This window comes from Alloyangia pacifica (assembly GCF_020524285.1).
Lineage (GTDB): Bacteria > Pseudomonadota > Alphaproteobacteria > Rhodobacterales > Rhodobacteraceae > Salipiger > Salipiger pacificus_B.
Map to the genome: position 1 here is coordinate 92292 of NZ_JAIVKX010000009.1, position 18692 is coordinate 110983.

Here is an 18692-nt window from a genome sequence, read left to right on the forward strand (position 1 = left end):
ATCATCCGTTTATCTGCGCGGGAGGGTGCGCGGGTGAGGCAGGAGCCTCCTCGATCAGGCGGGCAAGCAGCGCCCAGAAAAAGTCTTCTCCAGGATAGCCTTCGATTCGCCCGGTTTCCATCCCGTCCGTCACGAGAATGAAGGTCGGGGTGAAGGCCACCGGCCGGGCGAGCTCGATATCTTGCGGCAAGGCGCGAATATCGGCCCGGCGCAGCGGCGCGGCCTGGCCCTCGGGAGTCTTGGGGTAGATCGGCGCGATCTGCGCATCCCAGGCCTCGCAATAGGCGCAGCCCGCCTGCTCGGCCATGAGCAGCAGGGTCTCGGCGCGCAGCGGCAAGGGCAGCAGCAGAAGCAGGCAAAGAAGAAGGCGCATCGAAGGTGTTCCACAGTGGATTGACCGGAAGCATATCACATACGTAACGTAATATGCGAATATGTATTCACGGGAGGAGCGTCGCTGCATGTTCGATGTCACATTTCTGGGCGCTTTCCTGGCGGGGCTGCTGTCCTTCCTGTCGCCCTGCATCCTGCCGATCGTGCCCTTCTACCTGTCCTACCTGGCCGGACAGGGCGTGCACGTGGTGGCCGAGACCGGCGTGGTGCCGCCCGGATTGCGCCGCCGTGCAGTGATCGGCGCGCTGCTTTTTGCGCTCGGGGTGATCACCGTCTTCGTCGGGCTGGGAGCGACGGCCACGGTCTTCGGCCAGATGGTGCGCGAATGGTTCGGCGTGCTGCGCTGGGTCGCCGCCGCGATCATCATCCTGATGGGGCTGCATTTCCTGGGCGTGCTGCGCATTCCCCTGCTCTACCGGCAGGTGCGCTCCGAGGCCCGGGGCGCCACCGGGTTCGTCGGCGCCTATGTGATCGGGCTGGCCTTCGCCTTCGGCTGGACGCCCTGCGTCGGCCCGGTGCTGGCGGCAATCCTCTTCACCGCTGCCGGGCAGGACACCGCGCAGCATGGCGCGCTGCTGCTGCTCACCTATGGCATGGGCATGACCCTGCCCTTCGTGCTGGCCGCTGCCTTCATCGGCCCGTTCCTGCGCTTCATGGCCCGCTTCCGGCGCCACCTCGGCGGCGTCGAAAAGGCGATGGGGCTGCTGCTCATCCTGTTCGGCGTCCTGATCGCGACCAACAGCGTCAACCTGATCGCCGCCTGGCTCATCGACACCATCCCGTGGTTCAGCCGCATCGGCTGACCCGGCCCCATCGGAAGGAGGAGACCGATGACACGATTGTTCCCCACGCTGGCGACGTCCGCGCTGCTCGCGCTGGCCGCAGCCCTGCCCTCGCCCGCCGCCCAGCTTGGCGACGACGGGCTGCACAAGGCGCCCTGGATGCATGACACCTTCAAGGACCTGCGCGAGGATCTGGCCGAGGCGAACGCCGCCGGTCAGCGCCTGCTGATTCTCATCGAGCAGCGCGGCTGCATCTACTGCACCAAGATGCACGAGGAGGTCTTCCCGCAGCCGGAGATCGCCAAGCTGCTCTCGGAGGACTTCTTCGTCATCCAGATCAACATGTTCGGCGACGTCGAGGTGACCGACCTCGACGGCACGGTGCTGCCCGAGAAAGACATGGTGCGGCGCTGGGGGATGCTCTTCACCCCGACCATGATCTTCCTGCCGGAGGATCTGAAAGAGCTGCCCGCGCCACAGGCCGCGGTGGCCGTCATGCCCGGCGCTTTCGAGAAAGGCACCACCCGCCACATGCTGCAATGGGTGCTCGAAAAGGGCTACGACGGCGACGAGCCATTCCAGAAGTACCACGCACGCAAACTCGAAGAAGATCGCGCAAAGAACTGACAAATCGGGAGAGTTCCTGCGGCTCTGTCACGCGGCACGCCGCCGCGACATCACCACGCGGGGAGGCTGTCGGCCCGCCGACATATCTTTAAATTCACGGCTATGAATTTGTTGTTGCAAAAAGTGCAATGTGTGCCGTAGCATTCAAGACATGGAAGGGGAGGAGACATGAAAACCACGGTCGCACTAGCGTCCGTCATCGGGATCGTTGCATCCGCCGCACTGGCCGGCAGCACCGTCCCGGATGACGTCAGCTTCACCGAATACGGCGAGGTCGAGGCTTCGTTGACCGGCACCCCGGGAGATCCTGACCGGGGCGCCGAGATCATGACCACCAGGTCGAAGGGCAACTGCGTGGCCTGCCACGCGGTCACCGCGCTCGCCGACGCGCCGTTCCACGGCGAGGTCGGCCCGCCGCTCGACGGCGTCGGCGGCTATCGCTCCGCGGCGGAGCTGCGCGGCATCGTCGCCAACGCCAAGAAGATGTTCGACGGCACGGTGATGCCCGCCTTCTACAAGACCAGCGGCTTCATCCGGCCCGGCGACGGCTACACCGGCAAGGCCGCGAACGGAGACCTGCCGCCGATCCTTTCCGCCCAGGAGGTGGAGGACGTGGTGGCCTTCCTGATGACCCTTCAGGACAGCTGAGAGAGGAGACGGCATGCGCCTGACCAGACGAGATACATTCGGGCTTGCCCTCGGCGCCATGGCGCTGACGGTTCTGCCCTTCCGCGCCAACGCCTCAGTCGAGGACATGATCGCCGAGTTCACCGGCGGCGCGGACATTGGAGACAGCGGCGTGGATCTGACCGCGCCGGAGATCGCCGAGAACGGCAACACCGTGCCGATCAGCGTGGACGCGCCCGGCGCGTCGGAAATCCTGGTGCTCGCCGCCGGAAACCCGACCCCGGCGGTTGCCACCTTCGCCTTTGGCCCCCTCGCGGGCTCGCGCATGGCATCCACCCGCATCCGGCTTGCCGGAACGCAGGAGGTGATCGCGGTGGCGAAGCTCGAGGACGGCAGTTTCGCGCGCACCGCCAAGACCGTGAAGGTCACCATCGGCGGCTGCGGCGGCTAAGAGGAGACAAGACAGATGGCATCCGGAGTGAAACCCCGCGTCAAGGTTCCCAAGTCCGCTGCGGCGGGCGAGGTGGTCACCCTCAAGACGCTGATCAGCCACCCGATGGAAAGCGGCCAGCGCAAGGACAAGGACGGCAACGTCATCCCGCGCTCGATCATCAACCGCTTCACCTGCGACTTCAACGGCCAGAACGTCATCGACGTGAAGATGGAGCCGGCGATCTCGACCAACCCCTACTTCGAGTTCGAGGCGCTGGTGCCGGAGGCCGGTGAGTTCACCTTCACCTGGTACGACGACGACGGCTCCACCTACACGGAGACCAAGCCGATCGAGATCGGCTGACACACGGCGGGTGGTCCGGAGAGGAGCCGGGCCACCTCGAACCGTCTCGCCCGACCTCTTGCACGGCCGGGCCAACTAGAGGGAGGAGACACATGACACGCAAGGCGATTGCGCTCACCGCGCTCGCCCTGCTGGCCGCACCGCTGGTGGTGCAGGCCGGCGGGCCCGATGACGACGAACTGGTCATCAACGGCGAGATCGAGATCACTACCAAGGCCCCCGCCCCCGGTTTCCTGTCGGACACGATGGACGAGGTGATGTCGGGCTGGCACTTCCGCTCGGACGAGACCCAGGCCTTGGAACTCGACGACTTCGACAACCCCGGCATGATCTTCGTCGACCAGGCGCGGGATCAGTGGGAGATGGTCGAGGGCACCGAGGGCGAGAGCTGCGCCTCCTGCCACGGCGCCCCCGAGGAGATGGCCGGCGTCAAGGCCAGCTATCCCAAGTGGAACGACGAGGCCGAGGAAGTCCGCACCCTGCAGATGCAGGTCAACGGCTGCCGCACCGAGCGCATGGGCGCCGAGCCTTGGAAATACGACAGCGCCGACGCGATCAACATGGAGGCGCTCTTGGCCTCGGTGTCGCGCGGGATGCCGGTCGACGTGGCCATCGACGGTCCGGTCGAGGCGGTCTGGGAGCAGGGCAAGGAACTCTACTACACCCGCACCGGCCAGCTCGAGCTGTCCTGCGCCAACTGCCACGAGCAGAACTACGGCAACTACATCCGCGCCGATCATCTCAGCCAGGGCCAGATCAACGGCTTCCCGACCTACCGGTTGAAGAACGCGCAGCTCAACGGGGTGCAGTCGCGCTTCAAGGGCTGCGTGCGCGACACCCGCGCCGAGACCTATTCGCCGGGCAGCCCCGAGTTCATCGCTCTGGAACTCTACGTCGCGTCGCGCGGCAACGGCCTGTCAGTCGAAGGCCCCTCCGTCCGCAACTGATCCCTGCCCCGCGCGAGTTGCTCGCGCGGGGTTTCTCTTCCCAAACGAATTCACGCATTTGAATGCGTATGAGGATAACCCGATGATCTCCCGACGTGATTTCCTCCAGGTCTCCATGGCTGCCGCGGCGGCCTACGGCGGCTCCGGCTTCGGCAACTGGGCGCGGCTCGCGGCGCAGCAGCGCCTGACGCAGGACGACCTTCTGGCCATGCCAGCCTTTGGGAACGTCTCGCTGATCCACATCACCGACATCCATGCGCAGCTCAAACCGATCTACTTCCGCGAGCCCTCGGTGAACATCGGCGTCGGCGGCAACCGCGGCGAGGTGCCCCATCTCACCGGCGCCGAGTTCCGCAAGATGTACGGCATCGAGGACGGCTCCCCCTCCCATTACGCCCTCTCCTCGGGCGATTTCACCGCCCTCGCCCGCGGCTATGGCCGTGTCGGCGGCATGGACCGGGTGGCGACCGTGGTAAAGCAGATCCGCTCCGAACGCCCTGATGCACTGCTGCTCGATGGCGGCGACACCTGGCACGGCAGCTACACCTGCTACCAGACCGCCGGGCAGGACTGCGTCAACGTGATGAACCTGCTGAAGCCCGACGCGATGACCTTCCACTGGGAGTTCACCCTCGGCTCGGAGCGGGTGCGCGAGATCGTCGAGGGGCTGCCCTTCGCCGCACTCGGCCAGAACATCTTCGACGCCGAGTGGGACGAGCCCGCCGAGCTGTTCCAGCCCTACAAGTTCTTCGAGCGCGGCGGCGTGAAGATCGCTGTGATCGGCCAGGCCTTCCCCTACATGCCGATCGCCAACCCCTCGTGGATGTTCCCGGAATACTCGTTCGGCATCCGCGACGAGCGCATGCAGGAAATGGTCGACGAGGTGCGCGCGGGTGGCGCCGAGCTGGTGGTGGTGCTGAGCCACAACGGCTTCGACGTCGACAAGAAGATGGCCGAGAAAGTCACCGGCATCGACGTGCTGCTCTCGGGCCATACCCATGACGCGCTGCCCGAGCCGGTGCTGGTGGGCGAGACGATCATCATTGCCTCGGGCTCGAACGGCAAGTTCGTCTCCCGCGTCGATCTCGACGTGCAGGGTGGCCGGATGATGGGCTTCCGCCACAAGCTGATCCCGATCTTCTCGGACGTGATCGCCCCCGATCCCGAGATGACCGCCCTGATCGACGCCGAGCGCGCGCCCTATGCCGACAAGCTCTCCGAAGTCATCGGCCACACCGACACCACGCTCTACCGCCGCGGCAACTTCAACGGCACCTGGGACGACCTGATCTGCGACGCGTTGCTCACCCAGAGAGACGCGCAGATTGCCCTGTCGCCCGGCGTGCGCTGGGGGCCGTCGCTGCTCGAGGGCGATCCGATCACCCGCGAGGATCTCTGGAACGTCACCTCGATGAGCTATCCCGAGGCGTACCGTTCCGAGATGACCGGGGAATTCCTGAAGATCGTGCTCGAGGACGTGGCCGACAATATCTTCAACCCCGATCCCTACTACCAGCAGGGCGGCGACATGGTCCGCGTCGGCGGCCTCGGCTACCGCATCGACGTCACCGCCCCGGCGGGCCAGCGCGTCTCGGACATGGTTCTGCTGAAGACCGGCGAGGCGATCGACCCGGCCAAGAGCTACACTGTCGCCGGCTGGGCCAGCGTGAACGAGGGCACCGAGGGCCCGCCGATCTGGGACGTCGTCGAAAGCCACATCCGCAGCCTTGGCCGCGTGCAGCTCGGCGAGAACACCTCGGTCGAGGTCGTGGGCGCATGACGCAGGGCCCCAAGAGAACAAAGGAGGACAGAATGAGCGAACCGAAGACTTCGCGCCGCGCCTTCCTGCAGGGGGCCGCCACGGTGGCGGTGACCGCAGGGGCCGCGCGTGCCGCAGAGCCCGATCCGCTGATCACCGAGGTGCAACCCTGGGCGCAGGGCCTCGGCGACGGCGTCGATGCCACCCCCTATGGGATGCCGATCCGCTTCGAGGACGATGTGGTGCGCCGCAACGTGCCGTGGCTGACCGCCGACCCGATCAGCTCGATCAACTTCACGCCGATCCACGCGCTCGACGGCACGATCACCCCGCAGGGCTGCGCCTTCGAGCGGCACCACTCGGGCGCGATCGAGCTCAGCAAGAGCGATTACCGGCTGATGATCAACGGGCTTGTCGATAAGCCGCTGGTCTTCACCTACGAGGATCTCGAACGCTTCCCGCGCGAGAACCACGTCTACTTCTGCGAATGCGCCGCGAACACCGGCATGGAATGGGCCGGCGCGCAGCTCAACGGCGCGCAATTCACGCACGGCATGATCCACAACATGGAATATACCGGCGTGCCGCTGCGCACTCTGCTGCGCGAGGCGGGCCTGCCCGCCACCACCGACAAGTGGGTCTACGTCGAGGGGGCCGATGCCTCCTCCAACGGCCGCTCGATCCCGATGGAGAAGGCGCTCGACGACGTGCTCGTCGCCTTCAAGGCCAACGGCGAGGCGCTTCGCAAGGAGCACGGCTACCCGGTGCGCCTCGTGGTGCCCGGCTGGGAAGGCAACATGTGGGTGAAATGGCTGCGCCGCATCGAGGTGATGGACGGCCCCGTGGAAAGCCGCGAGGAGACCTCCAAGTACACCGACACGCTGGCCGACGGCACCTCGCGCAAGTGGACCTGGGTGATGGACGCAAAATCCGTGGTCACCTCCCCCAGCCCGCAATCGCCGATCAAGCACGGCCACGGCCCGCTGGTGATCACCGGTCTTGCGTGGTCGGGTCATGGCAAGATCACCCGCGTCGACGTCTCCACCGATGGCGGCAAGACCTGGCAGACCGCGCGGCTCGCGCGCGAGGGCGAGAACAAGGCGCTGACCCGCTTCTATCTCGACACCGAATGGACGGGCGAAGAGATGTTCCTGCAGTCCCGCGCCATGGACGAGACCGGCTACGTGCAGCCCACCAAGGCGCAGCTGCGCGACGTGCGCGGAGAGAACTCGGTCTATCACAACAACTGCATCCAGACCTGGTGGGTCAAACCGAACGGGGAGGCCGAAAATGTCGAAGTCTCTTAAACTCTACGGCAGCGTCTTCGGCGGCATCGCGGTCACCCTGACCTTCGCGGTCAACATGGCCGACCGCTTCGTGGCCGAGGCGCCCGAAGGGCTGCGGACGCTGACCCCGCTCGAGGTCGCCGCAGCGCCTGCCCCGGCGGGCGGGCTCGTCGCCGCCGCCCATGCGGACGAGGCGCCCAAGGACGGCCCCCTCGGCATCGGGCGCGAGGCGCTGCCCGAGGAGGTCGCCGCCTGGAACCTCGATGTCTCTCCCGACGGCACCGGCCTGCCGCCCGGCAGCGGCTCGGTCGAGGATGGCGAGATGCTGTTCTCGGAAAACTGCGCGGTCTGCCACGGCGAGTTCGCCGAGGGCGCGGGCAACTGGCCGAAGCTGGCCGGCGGCGAGGACACGCTGGCCAACAAGGATCCGGTGAAGACCGTGGGCAGCTACTGGCCGCACCTGTCGACCGCCTGGGATTACGTGCATCGCTCGATGCCCTTCGGCAACGCGCAATCGCTGGAGCCCGACGAGGTCTACGCGATCACCGCCTACATCCTCTACTCGAACTTCATCGTGGACGAGGATTTCGTCCTGTCGAACGAGAACTTCACCGAGGTCGACCTGCCCAATGCCGAGGGCTTCATCATCGATGACCGGCCCGAGACCGAGTACCCGCAGTGGACTGGCGAGCCCTGCATGACCGACTGCAAGGACAGCGTCGAGATCACCATGCGCGCCACGGTGCTCGACGTGACCCCGGACCACGGCGCGGACGAGGCGGCGACTGACCCCGCTGCCGAGGCCCCTGCCGAAACGGTCGAGGTGGCCTCCGCCGAGACCGGCACCGATGCCGCCGCGGTCGCCACGGATGCCGCCCCCGCCGCGGCCGAGCCCGCCCCGGCTCCGGCCGCTGCCGACCCTGAACTGGTCGCCGCCGGCGAGAAGGTGTTCAAGAAGTGCATGTCCTGCCACGCGGTGGGCGACGGCGCGAAGAACAAGTCCGGCCCCGAGCTCAACGGCGTGGTCGGGCGCGGTATCGGCTCGGTCGACGGCTTCCGCTACTCGAAGGTTTTCGAGGAGGCTCACGGCGCCGGCGACACCTGGACCCCGGAGCGCCTGCACGCCTTCCTCGAGAAGCCGAAGGACGCGATGAAGGGCACCAAGATGTCCTTCGCCGGCCTGCGCAAGCCCGAGGATATCGACGCGGTCATCGCCTACCTTTCGACCTTCGCCGAATGACAGACGGCCCGGCCGCGGCGTACCGCGGCCGGGCAACGCACAACGGAGGCCCGCCATGCTCAAGACCCTCGCCTTGCTGACCACCCTGCCCGCCGCCGCCGTGGCGCAGGAGGTCGTCACCCAGCCCTATGACGGCTCCTTCGACGAGGCGACCTTTGCCCTCGAGAACGCGATCATCGGCGAGGGGCTGGTGGTCGATCACGTCAGCCGCGTCGGCGAGATGCTGGCCCGCACCGGCGCCGACATCGGCGCCGAAACCCATCTCTACGACGCCGCCGACGTCTACCTGTTCTGCTCCGCCACCACCTCGCGCGAGGTGATGGAGGCGGACCCCGAGAACCTCGCCTTCTGCCCCTATGCAATCTTCGTCGAAAGCCGCGAGGGCGAGACCGCCATCGGCTACCGCAGCTACGCGCGCGAGAGCATGGCGCCGGTCAACGCGCTGCTCGCCCGCATTGTCGCCGCCGCCACGGAGTTCTGACCATGTATGACGCCCTTTTCCGCGCGCAGCTCGACGCGCTCAAGGCCGACGGCAACTACCGCCACTTCGCCGAACTGGAACGCCACCGCGGGGCCTTCCCCGCCGCCACACACCACGGCGAGCACCGCGAGGTGACCGTCTGGTGCTCCAATGACTACCTCGGCATGGGGCAGCATCCGGAGGTTCTGGAAGCGATGCACACCGCGCTCGACACCTGCGGCGCGGGCGCGGGCGGCACGCGCAACATCTCGGGCACCACGCATGAGCACGTGCTGCTCGAGGCAGAACTGGCCGACCTGCACGGCAAGTCGGCGGCGCTGCTCTTCACCTCGGGCTACGTGTCGAACTGGGCGAGCCTCGGCACGCTCGGCGCGCGCATCCCGGGTCTGGTGATCCTGTCGGACGCGCTCAACCACGCCTCGATGATCGAGGGCATCCGCCAGTCCAAGGCCGAGCGGATCATCTGGAAGCACAACGACCTCGCGGACCTCGAGCGCCGTCTCGCCGCCCTGCCCCTCGACCGGCCCAAGCTGATCGCCTTCGAGAGCGTCTACTCGATGGATGGCGACATCGCCCCGATCGCCGAGATCTGCGATCTGGCCGAGCGCTACAACGCCATGACCTACCTCGACGAGGTGCACGCGGTCGGCCTCTACGGCCCGCGCGGCGGCGGCATCGCCGAGCGCGAGGGGCTGATGCAGCGGATCGACCTCATCCAGGGCACGCTGGGCAAGGCCTACGGCGTGCAGGGCGGCTACATCGCGGCCTCGGCCACGCTCTGCGACTTCATCCGGAGCTTTGCCTCGGGCTTCATCTTCACCACCGCGCTGCCCCCGGCTGTCGCCGCAGGCGCCCGTGCCGCCGTGGCACACCTGAAACGCTCGCAGCTCGAACGCGCCGCGCAGCGCCGGGCGGTGGCCAGCGTGCGCGAGGCGCTCGACCGCATCGGCGTGCCGCATCTGCCGAACCCCAGCCATATCATCCCGGTGATGGTCGGCTGCCCGCAGAAGTGCCGCTACATCTCGGATCGGCTGCTCGAAGAGCACGGCATCTACATCCAGCCGATCAACTATCCCACGGTGCCGCGCGGCACCGAGCGGCTGCGCATCACCCCCTCGCCGGTGCATTCCGCCGAGGACATCCGGCGGCTGGTGCTGGCGCTCGAAGCGCTCTGGGCCGAATGCCAGCTCGCGCGGAGGCCGATGGCGGCGCAGTAACGCGCCGACCGCACCGGACGAGGGCGCCGCGCCGCGCGCGGCGTTTCCTGCATGTGCGGGCCTGCCCTCGGGCAATTCTGCGCGCGGCCCAACAGCACGCCCGGCATGTGCCTGTGCTCGCGGACCTTTGCCGAAATTGTCCGTGGAAAGATGATGGAGGACATAGGCCCGCCACCCTACCATCGCAGCCATCGGGAGGCGCGCTGCAAGTCGCCCGCGGGGGACGGAAGCGCTCGTGCGCAGGGCGCGACCACGCAGGCGCCCATCCGGCGCGACCGAACTGGCCGGGTGGTTTCGGGCTGACCAGTTTGCCCCAAACCACTTTAAGTGCACGCCCTAAGCAAATATATTTCAAGTAAATTACCTCGCAGATGCGGCGCGACGACGTGTATTCCCGCCCCTGCCATGTCAGCCCGCGCCGCGGGTAAGGGCGTATCCTTAGGGCGCGGTTGCTCTGGACATTCCCGGCACGATCCGTTTCCTGCTAGGCGCGGTGGCTGACCCGAGGGGCGGATCCGGTCTCCGCAGGCCCGCGCATCGACCGGCAGGCGCGCAGCGCCTGCATCGGCCGTCCGGCCGCTGCGCCATCCCAGTCCCGAGCGGAGGCTTCATGGCCCGTCTCACCTCTGCCCGCCTCCCGGCGTGGCTCGCACTCTTCCTGCTCTCGGCGCTGCTCGGCACCGGCCTCGAACTGGTGCACTTCCCAGCGGCGCTGCTGCTGGGGCCGATGCTCGCCGCCATCGCGCTGGCCGCGAGCGGCTTGCTCTCTGGCCGGCGGGCCATCTCCACGCCGCGCCCGCTCTTCGAGCTGGCGCAGGCGGCGGTGGGCACGATGATCGCCGGGCAGATCCCGGCCTCGGTGCTGCCCGAGATCGCGCGCGACTGGCCGCTCTTCGCTGCCGGGGTGGTCTCGGTGATCATCGCCGCCGCGCTGCTTGGCTACGTGCTGGCGATCCGGCAGGTGCTGCCGGGCAGCGCCGCGGTCTGGGGCTCCTCCCCCGGCGCGGCGCAGGCAATGGTCTTCCTTGCAGAGGCGCATGGCGCCGACATCCGGCTCGTCGCGGTGATGCAATACCTGCGCGTCGTCATGGTCGCGGCGGGCGCCTCGCTGGTGGCGCGCCTCTGGGTCGGCGCCCCCGAGCTCGCAAGCACGCCGGTCCCGTGGTTCCCCGCGCCCGACCGGGGCCTGCTCGATGCGCTGATCCTCATCGTCCTCGGCATCGGCCTGACCCGGCTCACCCGCATGGCGGCGGGCACCTTCCTGATCCCGCTGCTGCTCGGCGCCCTCGCCAACGGACTTGGCTGGCTGACCCCGGTGACACCGGCGTGGATGATGGCGCTGGCCTATGCGGTGATCGGCTGGACCATCGGGCTGCGGTTCAGCCGGGACATCCTGCGCCACACCGCGCGCGCCCTGCCGCGGCTGATCCTGTCGGTGCTGCTGCTGATGGGCCTTTGCGGGCTGATGGCAGTAGCGCTGGTGGTCTTCGCCGAGGTCGACCCGCTCACCGCCTATCTCGCCACCAGCCCCGGCGGCGCGGATTCCGTCGCGGTGATCGCCGCCGCGAGCAATGTCGACATGGCCTTCGTCATGGCAATGCAGACGCTGCGCTTCATCATCGTGCTGGCGACCGGGCCGATGATCGCCCGCTTCGTCGCCGCGCGGGTCGAGGCCCGGCGCCCCGCTTTCGAGCCGGACGCCTAGACGGCCCGGCCGGTCAGTACCCGGCGGCGCGGTCCACCGCGAGCGCCGGACGCCGGCCCTGCCGTGCCTCCCGCGCCGATTGCAGCAGCTGCTCGGCCACGCTGCGCGCCGTGGCGGCGCTGGCCACATGCGGGGTGATGCGCAGGCGCGGGTCGCCCCAGAACGGATGCGTGTCGGGCAATGGTTCGACCCGGGCCACGTCGAGGCTCGCGCCCGCCAGCAGGCCCGCATCCAGCGCCGCCATGAGGTCTGCCTCCACCAGATGCTCGCCGCGCCCGATCTGCACCAGCCAGCCTCCCCGCGCCATCCTGTCAAAAAGCGCGAAGTCGAGGATGCTCTCGGTCTGTGCGGTCAGCGGCAGCACGTTGACGAGGAAATCCGCGCCCTCGGCGGCGGCGGGAACGCTGCCCGCGCCGTGAAGGTATCGGACGCCGGGCAAGGGATCCTCCGGCGCCCGCCGGGTGGCGACGCGTGCCGAGAACCCCAGCGCGGCGACGCCCTGCGCCACCGCCCGCCCCATGCTGCCACCGCCGAGCACCGCGACCTGCACATCGCCCGGCACCCGCAGCGGCGGCTCCTTCCAGAGGCGCGACGCGGCGTTGCGGGCCATCCACGGGAAGCGGCGCTCCACGTGCAGGATCTCGTGCAGCGCGTAGCCCGCCATCTGCTGACCCTGGTGCGGATCGCGGACCCGGCAGACCGGCAGATCCGCGGGCAGCCCCGGATGCGCCAGCAGCGCGTCTACCCCGGCCCCGACCGCCATGACGAACTTCAGGTTGGGATAGGCGGCAAAGGCCTCCGGCGCGGGCTGCCAGCACAGGGCGAACTCCACCTCTTCCGGAGCGTCGATCCCGGCCGGGGTCGCAATGCGAAGGTCTCCCTGTGCCGCCGCGGTGATCGCCGGACCGTAGAGGGCCGACAGATCATACTGATCCGAAAGATAAACCCCTTGCATCGCGCGATGTGCCGTCATGCTCCTGCGTCCTTCTCCACCGTCTCCACCGTCTCCACCGTCTCCACCGCGCTTATCACGGGGCCGGCAGGGGAGTTCAACGCCTCCACCGCGGCAGGAGGGCGCGGCGTGGCCCGCCTGCGCCGCTTTCCCCGTGACGGCGCCGCCGCCGCGCGCTAACCTCGGCAGCGACCAGAAAATGCCTCCCGGACCGCCCCCATGGACCACCCGCTCATCGATCTGATCAACGCGCGCATCGCCAAGGCCGAGGCCGAGGGCGCCTTTGAGAACCTGCCAGGGGCCGGGAAACCGCTGCCGGATTGCGACGACCCCGAGAACGCGGTGCTCAACCGCATCCTCAAGGACAATGGCGCCGTGCCGCAGGCGGTGGCGCTCTCGCGACAGCTTTCGGCCCTGCGCGAGGAGCTGCGCGAGACCTCGGACCGCGATGCCCGGCGCCGCCTCATCCAGGACATGTCGCTGCTCGAGGCCCGGCTCGAGATCGAGCGCAAGTCGCGCTGAGGCTTGGCCTTTCCGCCCCGCCGTGCCAGAACTTCCGGCAACGAGAGGACGAGGCATGGTCACGGTCAAAGAGCAGTACGAAAGCTATCCCTATCCCGAGCGTGACCCGCAGGACGAGAAGACCCGGCTGATCACCGGCTCGCCCTCGCATCCACTGGAAATGGATCACTGGCTCTGGCGCGGCGCGCGCGACTGGTCCAAACCGCTGCGCGTGCTGGTGGCGGGCGGCGGCACCGGCGACGGCCTGATCCAGCTCGCTACGCTACTGACGGCCGCAAAGAAGCCCTACGAGATCACCTATCTCGATCTCTCGACCGCCTCGCGCGCGGTCGCCGAAGGCCGCGCGAAGGTCCGCGGCCTCACCGGCATCACCTTCCACACCGCCAGCCTGCTCGACGCGCCGGACTACGGCAGCTTCGACTACATCGACTGCTGCGGCGTGCTGCACCACCTGCCCGAGCCCGAGGCGGGATTTGCCGCCCTGCGCGCCGCCCTCGCCCCCGGCGGCGGGCTCGGCTTCATGGTCTACGCGCCCTATGGCCGGTCCGGCGTCTACCCGCTGCAGGAGGCCTTCGGCGCGCTCTTCGACGGGCAGCCGCCGCAGGAGCGGCTGGCCCGCGCGCAGCGCCTCGTTGCCGAGCTGCCCGAGGGGCACCCCTTCGCCGCCAACCGCAACCTCGGCGATCACCACACCTCGGACGCGGGCTTCTACGACCTGCTGCTGCATGGGCAGGACCGCAGCTACGCGGTGCCCGAACTGCTCGCCACGCTGGCGCAGACCGGCTGGCGGCTGGCGGGATTCACCACCCCCGCGCTCTACGATCTGGCACAGATCACCGAGGTGCCCGAGGGCATGGACGCCGCCACCCAGATGGCCACGGCGGAAAAGCTCCGCGGCACGATCCGCATGCACACCGCCTATGCCGTGCCCGCAGGCTCCGAGGACACCAAGGCCACCCCGTCGGACCGCAGGCTGGTGCCGCACCTGCGCGGCGTGCAGCGCGCGGCGCTGGCCAAGGCGGTGGCGCAGGGCCGACCGCTGCCGGTGAAGATGGGCGGGGCGCAGGCCACGCTGACGCTGCCCAAGGGCACCGCGCCGCTGCTCGCCGGGATCGACGGGCGCCGCAGCCTGAACGAGATCGCGCAGGCCGCGAGGATCGATCCGATCACCTTCGGCACCGGCTGGGCGCAGGTCCACAAGGCGCTGGAGCCCTGGGGCCTGCTGCTCTACTCCGCGCTGCTGCGCTAGGGCCAAATCCCTTTGAAGGGATTTGCGCCTCACTCGTAGCTGCGCGCGTCCTCGATCACCACGCCGTCGCGTGGCAGCCCGCCCGGCGCCACCAGCTCGACCTTGCCCTTGAGCTTCAGCAGCTCCGCCACGCTGGCCTCGAAGGCCCCGGCATCGGGCGCGCTGCCCTGCCCCGAGGTCTCGATCCGCACGGTCATCACGTCCATCTCGCCCTCGCGGCTGGCGACGACCCGCGCCCGGCCGATCTCGACATGGCGGGCCACAAGCGCCGCCACCTGCTCGGGGCGCACGAACATGCCCTTGATCTTCGTGGTCTGGTCGGCGCGACCCATCCAGCCCTTGATCCGCATGTTCGACCGCCCGCAGGGGCTCGCCCCCGGCAGCACGGCGGACATATCGCCGGTGGCAAAGCGGATCAGCGGGTAGTCGGGGTTGAGCGATGTCACCACCACCTCGCCGACCTCGCCCTCGGCCACCGGGTCGCCGGTGCCGGGGGTGACGATCTCAACGATCACTTGCTCGTCGACGATCATCCCCTCCATGCTCGGCGTCTCATAGGCGATGAGCCCCAGGTCCGCGGTGGCATAGCACTGCAGGCAGGCGATGCCGCGTTCGGCGTAGAACTCCCGCAGCGAGGGAAAGAGCGCCCCGCCCGAGACCGCCGCCTTGGTGATCCCCAGCTCGACCCCCATGGCCTCGGCCTTGTCGAGGATGATCTTCAGGTAATCGGGCGTCCCGGCATAGGCGGTGACGCCGATATCCGCCGCCGCCTGCACCTGCAGCTCGGTCTGGCCGGTGCCGGCGGGCAGAACCGCCGCACCCACCGCGCGGGCACCGCTCTCGAAGATCATGCCGGCGGGCGTCAGGTGGTAGCCGAAGCAATTCTGCACGATATCGCCCGCACCGATCCCGGCCGCGTGCAGGAAGCGCCCGAGCCGCCACCAGTCGTGCTCGGTCCCGCCCGGCTCGTAGATCGGCCCCGGCGACTGGAAGACATGCGCAAAGCCCGAGGCGGGCCGCGTGGTGAAACCGCCGAAGGGGGCGGCGCGCTTCTGCGCGGCGCCAAGCTCCGACTTGCGCAGCACCGGCAGTGCGGCCAGCGCCTCGCGCGAGGTGATGGCGCCGGCATCGACACCTGCCAGAAGCGCCGCATAGCCCGGCAGCGCCTGCGCGCGGGCGACCTGCGCCGGCAGCGCCTCGGCGAGCGCGGCGGCACGGTCAGCCGTGCTGCGGGTCTCCAGATCGTCGTAGTAACTGCTCATCCGAGCCTCCCTTTTCAGCCCAGTCCTATCCTGCCCCGTTCCCGGCATCGCCGGACGGGGATGGCAGCCCGTAGGCTGCCAATGTGTCGTAAACCGCCCCCTCGGGGGTCAGCGTCGAGGCGACGAGCCGCAGCTCCTCCGCCGCCTCCGCCCCGCTGGTCAGCGCAACCTGCGCCGCCACCGCCCGCTCAAGCCGCGCCAGTCCCTCGCCGCGCAGACCCGCGCCGAAACGCTGCAGTGTCACATGCGGCCGGAACCGCCGCCGCTCCAGCGCGATGCCGGCGGCGCGGCAGGCCCGCACCATGCGCCCGTGCAGCGCCGAGAGCCCCGGCTCGGGCGCGATCGCGGCCGCCAGAAGCTTCGGCGATCGCCCTCCGAAGCTCTCCAGCCCCGCCAGCCGCAACCAGCACCCCGGCAGCGCTTGCCCCTCCAGCTCGAAATGCAGTTCCCGCAACTCCGGCTCCTCCACGTCTCCGAGGAAGGCGAGGGTCACGTGAAGGTTCTCCTCGGGCACCGCGCGCCCCACCGGCACCGCCTCCTGCACCGCCAGCAGCGACGGGATCAGCGGCTCGGGCAGCGGCAGCGCGAGAAAGGCACGCATTCACGCGAGCCACCGCTTGCGGCGGCGGTAGGAGCGCACGTCGCGGAACGACTTCCGCCCCTCGTCGGACATGCCGAGGTAGAACTCCTTCACGTCCGGGTTCTCGCGCAGCGCCTGCGCCGGCCCGTCCATCACCACCCGACCGTTTTCGAGGATGTAGCCGTAGTGCGCATAGCGCAGCGCCACGTTGGTGTTCTGCTCGGCCAGCAGGAACGATACGCCCTCGCCCTCGTTGACCGCCTTCACGATCTCGAAGATCTGCTCCACAAGCTGCGGCGCCAGCCCCATCGAGGGCTCGTCCAGCAGCACCATCTCGGGGCGCGACATCAGCGCCCGGCCGATGGCGCACATCTGCTGCTCGCCGCCCGAGGTATAGCCCGCCTGGCTTTTCCGCCGCTCCTTCAGGCGCGGGAAATAGTCGTAGACCATCTCCAGATCGCGCTGCACGGCGGCCTTGCCATCGCGCCGGGTGAAGGCGCCGGTCATCAGGTTCTCTTCCACCGTCAGGTGCTCGAAGCAGTGCCGCCCCTCCATGACCTGGATCACCCCGCGCTTGACCAACGCCGCCGGGTCCAGATCCTGCACCCGCTCGCCGCGATAGGAGATCGTGCCCTTGGTGACCTCGCCGCGCTCCGAATGCAGCAGGTTGGAGATCGCCTTGAGCGTGGTGGTCTTGCCCGCGCCGTTGCCGCCGAGCAGCGCGGTGATCCCGCCCTGCGGCACCGCCAGCGACACCCCCTTCAGCACGAGGATCACGTGGTTGTAGATCACCTCGATATTGTTGACCTCGAGCAGGCTCTCGCGCGCCGCGCCGTCGCGGGAAGAGGTCTCGTCGCTTCGCACTCCGTCCAGCATCTTCTTCTCTTTCCAAATACGCAGGATCCCGGCGGCGACACCCGCGCCGCCGCCGGTGGTGTCAGCTCAGCCGCCGCAGGCCTCGTTCACCGGCCAGGGCTGGTTGGCGTCGGCGTAGTCCATCGCCGCCTTCTTCTCGAGCGGCGCGATCATGTCGGAGTCCGGCATGATGAGGTCCGAAGCCTTGACGAATTTCTCGCCGTCCCATTCGAGGATCCAGCCGCCCGAGTGGCCGGTGTGGTTGTCGCAGGACGTGCTGAACGGCGGCACCATGCCGGTCATTCCCAGCTCTTCGAGCCGCGCCTCGGAGATGTCGAGGTTCTCCAGCCCCCAGCGGAGGTCGGCCGGCGAGATCTCCGCCTTGCCCGCATGCTCCTGGGCAACCCGGATGCCCTCGCCGAGGATCATCGAGATGACCAGCCCGCGCGAGTAGAAGACGCCGGACATTTCCTCGGGGTTGCTCAGCGTCTTGCCCGGCTCGACCACGTATTTCTGCAGGTCGGCCATGATCGGCGCCTCGGGGTTCGGGAAGGACCAGCTGACAGACTTGTAGCCCTTGCCGTCCTCGCCGACGATCTTGAGGTCGGCGTCATGCCCGGCCCACCAGACTCCCAGCATGTTCTCCATCGGGAATTTGGTCTTCACCGCTTCGGTGATGGCCCCGGCGTTCATCGCGCCCCAGCCCCACATGATCACGTAATCGGGGCGTTCGCGGCGGATCTGCAGCCATTGCGCCGACTGGTTCTGCATCTCCTTAAGGCCGACGGGGATCGGCACCAGTTCGAAGCCCTGCGCCTCGGCCGCGGCCTCGAGGAACGGCAGCGGCTCCTTGCCGAAGGGGTGGTCGAGGTGCAGGAAGGCGATCTTCTTGCCGCTCAGGTCCCCCTGCGATCCGAGGTACTTGACCAGGATCGACGCGCCGTCCCAGTAGCTCAGCGGCGTGTTGAAGGCCCATTGGAACACCTTGCCGTCGGCCATCGGCGAGAAGCCGTAGCCAGGCGCGAGGATGGGGATCTCGTCAACGTTGGTCTTGGGCAGGACCTGCAGCGTGATGCCGGTGGACCAGGGCTGGGTCACGATCGCCTTGCCCTTGGTCTTCTCGTAGCACTCGACGCCCTTCTCGGTGGAATAGCCGGTCTCGCACTCGTCGAAATCGATGGCGATGCCGCCGATGCCGCCGTCGCGGGCGTTCATCAGCTCCATGTAGTCCTTCTGCCCGTTCATCAGCGGAATGCCGGTGGCGGCAAACGGCCCGGTCCGGTAGGCGAGGTTCGGTGCATAGAGCCCTTCGGCCATCGCGCCCCCGGCCATCAGCGCCCCAAGCGCCGCGGCCCCCGCCAGTTTGGTCAACATTTTCATCCTGTCTCCTCCCAAAGGACTTCGATGATGTA

21 protein-coding genes are annotated in these 18692 nt (G+C 68.4%); 15 read left to right on the top strand and 6 right to left on the bottom strand.

Features of this window, described 5'->3' with window-relative positions; all coding sequences use genetic code 11:
* Position 1: 1 nt before the first annotated feature.
* On the bottom strand, positions 2-463 hold the full coding sequence (locus tag LC039_RS13645) for a hypothetical protein (protein ID WP_413463842.1): 462 nt from the start codon (positions 461-463) through the stop codon (positions 2-4).
* On the opposite strand from LC039_RS13645, the gene LC039_RS13650 reads away from it, so the two are divergent.
* The 12 genes from LC039_RS13650 (at position 462) to LC039_RS13705 (ending at position 11860) form a co-directional block, all read left to right on the top strand.
* The gene (locus tag LC039_RS13650; protein ID WP_226625047.1) at positions 462-1196 is read left to right on the top strand and encodes a cytochrome c biogenesis CcdA family protein; all 735 of its coding nucleotides are present in this window, start codon (positions 462-464) and stop codon (positions 1194-1196) included. The genes LC039_RS13645 and LC039_RS13650 overlap by 2 nt on opposite strands.
* Positions 1197-1223: 27 nt before the next feature.
* Positions 1224-1802 (top strand): thioredoxin family protein, encoded by a 579-nt coding sequence (locus tag LC039_RS13655; RefSeq protein WP_226625048.1) that lies wholly within the window; start codon positions 1224-1226, stop codon positions 1800-1802.
* A gap of 168 nt (positions 1803-1970) precedes the next feature.
* Positions 1971-2450 (top strand): sulfur oxidation c-type cytochrome SoxX, encoded by a 480-nt coding sequence (soxX, locus tag LC039_RS13660; RefSeq protein ID WP_226625049.1) that lies wholly within the window; start codon positions 1971-1973, stop codon positions 2448-2450.
* A 13-nt stretch (positions 2451-2463) separates the two neighbouring features.
* Positions 2464-2880 carry a thiosulfate oxidation carrier protein SoxY gene (soxY, locus tag LC039_RS13665; protein WP_226625050.1) on the top strand — a complete coding sequence of 139 codons (417 nt, stop codon included), beginning with the start codon at positions 2464-2466 and terminating at the stop codon, positions 2878-2880.
* Positions 2881-2895: 15 nt separating this feature from the next.
* Positions 2896-3225 carry a thiosulfate oxidation carrier complex protein SoxZ gene (gene soxZ, locus LC039_RS13670; RefSeq protein WP_226625052.1) on the top strand — a complete coding sequence of 110 codons (330 nt, stop codon included), beginning with the start codon at positions 2896-2898 and terminating at the stop codon, positions 3223-3225.
* Positions 3226-3317: 92 nt separating this feature from the next.
* Complete coding sequence (soxA, locus tag LC039_RS13675) at positions 3318-4172, top strand: sulfur oxidation c-type cytochrome SoxA (protein WP_226625054.1); 855 nt, start codon at positions 3318-3320, stop codon at positions 4170-4172.
* An 82-nt stretch (positions 4173-4254) separates the two neighbouring features.
* Positions 4255-5952 (top strand): thiosulfohydrolase SoxB, encoded by a 1698-nt coding sequence (soxB, locus tag LC039_RS13680; RefSeq protein WP_226625055.1) that lies wholly within the window; start codon positions 4255-4257, stop codon positions 5950-5952.
* Positions 5953-5984: 32 nt separating this feature from the next.
* Complete coding sequence (soxC, locus tag LC039_RS13685; protein WP_226625057.1) at positions 5985-7238, top strand: sulfite dehydrogenase; 1254 nt, start codon at positions 5985-5987, stop codon at positions 7236-7238.
* Positions 7222-8457, top strand: coding sequence for a c-type cytochrome (locus LC039_RS13690; protein ID WP_226625059.1), 1236 nt, complete (start codon positions 7222-7224; stop codon positions 8455-8457). Before soxC ends, LC039_RS13690 begins: the two co-directional genes overlap by 17 nt.
* Before the next feature lie 55 nt (positions 8458-8512).
* The gene (locus LC039_RS13695; protein WP_226625061.1) at positions 8513-8938 is read left to right on the top strand and encodes a DUF302 domain-containing protein; all 426 of its coding nucleotides are present in this window, start codon (positions 8513-8515) and stop codon (positions 8936-8938) included.
* A gap of 2 nt (positions 8939-8940) precedes the next feature.
* Entirely contained in the window at positions 8941-10155 is a 1215-nt protein-coding gene (gene hemA, locus LC039_RS13700; protein WP_226625063.1) for a 5-aminolevulinate synthase, read from the top strand.
* Positions 10156-10765: 610 nt separating this feature from the next.
* Positions 10766-11860, top strand: coding sequence for an AbrB family transcriptional regulator (locus tag LC039_RS13705; RefSeq protein ID WP_226625066.1), 1095 nt, complete (start codon positions 10766-10768; stop codon positions 11858-11860).
* Positions 11861-11873: 13 nt separating this feature from the next.
* Here the strand turns inward: LC039_RS13705 and LC039_RS13710 are convergent, their stop codons facing one another.
* Positions 11874-12833 (bottom strand): NAD(P)-dependent oxidoreductase, encoded by a 960-nt coding sequence (locus LC039_RS13710; RefSeq protein ID WP_226625068.1) that lies wholly within the window; start codon positions 12831-12833, stop codon positions 11874-11876.
* Between LC039_RS13710 and LC039_RS13715 the strand changes: the two genes are divergently transcribed.
* From LC039_RS13715 to LC039_RS13725, 3 genes are read left to right on the top strand one after another with little or no spacing between them, the layout of a single operon-like run.
* Positions 12822-12992: a hypothetical protein gene (locus LC039_RS13715; protein ID WP_226625070.1), complete on the top strand. Its 171-nt coding sequence runs from the start codon at positions 12822-12824 to the stop codon at positions 12990-12992. The two genes, LC039_RS13710 and LC039_RS13715, sit on opposite strands and share 12 nt — an antisense overlap.
* Before the next feature lie 39 nt (positions 12993-13031).
* Positions 13032-13334 (top strand): DUF1992 domain-containing protein, encoded by a 303-nt coding sequence (locus tag LC039_RS13720; protein WP_226625074.1) that lies wholly within the window; start codon positions 13032-13034, stop codon positions 13332-13334.
* Between the two features lie 55 nt (positions 13335-13389).
* The gene (locus LC039_RS13725; protein WP_226625076.1) at positions 13390-14583 is read left to right on the top strand and encodes a class I SAM-dependent methyltransferase; all 1194 of its coding nucleotides are present in this window, start codon (positions 13390-13392) and stop codon (positions 14581-14583) included.
* 29 nt (positions 14584-14612) lie between these two features.
* Here the strand turns inward: LC039_RS13725 and LC039_RS13730 are convergent, their stop codons facing one another.
* The 4 genes from LC039_RS13730 to LC039_RS13745 form a co-directional block, all read right to left on the bottom strand.
* Complete coding sequence (locus tag LC039_RS13730; protein ID WP_226625078.1) at positions 14613-15845, bottom strand: phenylacetate--CoA ligase family protein; 1233 nt, start codon at positions 15843-15845, stop codon at positions 14613-14615.
* A 25-nt stretch (positions 15846-15870) separates the two neighbouring features.
* Positions 15871-16446 carry an RNA 2',3'-cyclic phosphodiesterase gene (gene thpR / locus LC039_RS13735; protein WP_226625080.1) on the bottom strand — a complete coding sequence of 192 codons (576 nt, stop codon included), beginning with the start codon at positions 16444-16446 and terminating at the stop codon, positions 15871-15873.
* The gene (locus tag LC039_RS13740) at positions 16447-17301 is read right to left on the bottom strand and encodes an ABC transporter ATP-binding protein (RefSeq protein ID WP_226625081.1); all 855 of its coding nucleotides are present in this window, start codon (positions 17299-17301) and stop codon (positions 16447-16449) included.
* A gap of 66 nt (positions 17302-17367) precedes the next feature.
* Complete coding sequence (locus LC039_RS13745) at positions 17368-18660, bottom strand: ABC transporter substrate-binding protein (protein WP_226625083.1); 1293 nt, start codon at positions 18658-18660, stop codon at positions 17368-17370.
* Positions 18661-18692: the final 32 nt, after the last annotated feature.

Bases quoted from the DNA above. Each gene is read 5' to 3' on its own strand.
- LC039_RS13690 (WP_226625059.1), top strand. From the start codon at position 7,222: ATGTCGAAGTCTCTTAAACTCTACGGCAGCGTCTTCGGCGGCATCGCG.
- LC039_RS13705 (WP_226625066.1), top strand. From the start codon at position 10,766: ATGGCCCGTCTCACCTCTGCCCGCCTCCCGGCGTGGCTCGCACTCTTC.
- LC039_RS13650 (WP_226625047.1), top strand. From the start codon at position 462: ATGTTCGATGTCACATTTCTGGGCGCTTTCCTGGCGGGGCTGCTGTCC.
- soxY (WP_226625050.1), top strand. From the start codon at position 2,464: ATGCGCCTGACCAGACGAGATACATTCGGGCTTGCCCTCGGCGCCATG.
- soxC (WP_226625057.1), top strand. From the start codon at position 5,985: ATGAGCGAACCGAAGACTTCGCGCCGCGCCTTCCTGCAGGGGGCCGCC.
- LC039_RS13710 (WP_226625068.1), bottom strand. From the start codon at position 12,833: ATGACGGCACATCGCGCGATGCAAGGGGTTTATCTTTCGGATCAGTAT.
- soxA (WP_226625054.1), top strand. From the start codon at position 3,318: ATGACACGCAAGGCGATTGCGCTCACCGCGCTCGCCCTGCTGGCCGCA.
- soxB (WP_226625055.1), top strand. From the start codon at position 4,255: ATGATCTCCCGACGTGATTTCCTCCAGGTCTCCATGGCTGCCGCGGCG.
- soxZ (WP_226625052.1), top strand. From the start codon at position 2,896: ATGGCATCCGGAGTGAAACCCCGCGTCAAGGTTCCCAAGTCCGCTGCG.
- LC039_RS13655 (WP_226625048.1), top strand. From the start codon at position 1,224: ATGACACGATTGTTCCCCACGCTGGCGACGTCCGCGCTGCTCGCGCTG.
- LC039_RS13715 (WP_226625070.1), top strand. From the start codon at position 12,822: ATGTGCCGTCATGCTCCTGCGTCCTTCTCCACCGTCTCCACCGTCTCC.
- LC039_RS13730 (WP_226625078.1), bottom strand. From the start codon at position 15,845: ATGAGCAGTTACTACGACGATCTGGAGACCCGCAGCACGGCTGACCGT.
- LC039_RS13720 (WP_226625074.1), top strand. From the start codon at position 13,032: ATGGACCACCCGCTCATCGATCTGATCAACGCGCGCATCGCCAAGGCC.
- LC039_RS13725 (WP_226625076.1), top strand. From the start codon at position 13,390: ATGGTCACGGTCAAAGAGCAGTACGAAAGCTATCCCTATCCCGAGCGT.
- thpR (WP_226625080.1), bottom strand. From the start codon at position 16,446: ATGCGTGCCTTTCTCGCGCTGCCGCTGCCCGAGCCGCTGATCCCGTCG.
- hemA (WP_226625063.1), top strand. From the start codon at position 8,941: ATGTATGACGCCCTTTTCCGCGCGCAGCTCGACGCGCTCAAGGCCGAC.
- LC039_RS13740 (WP_226625081.1), bottom strand. From the start codon at position 17,301: ATGCTGGACGGAGTGCGAAGCGACGAGACCTCTTCCCGCGACGGCGCG.
- LC039_RS13745 (WP_226625083.1), bottom strand. From the start codon at position 18,660: ATGAAAATGTTGACCAAACTGGCGGGGGCCGCGGCGCTTGGGGCGCTG.
- LC039_RS13645 (WP_413463842.1), bottom strand. From the start codon at position 463: ATGCAGCGACGCTCCTCCCGTGAATACATATTCGCATATTACGTTACG.
- soxX (WP_226625049.1), top strand. From the start codon at position 1,971: ATGAAAACCACGGTCGCACTAGCGTCCGTCATCGGGATCGTTGCATCC.
- LC039_RS13695 (WP_226625061.1), top strand. From the start codon at position 8,513: ATGCTCAAGACCCTCGCCTTGCTGACCACCCTGCCCGCCGCCGCCGTG.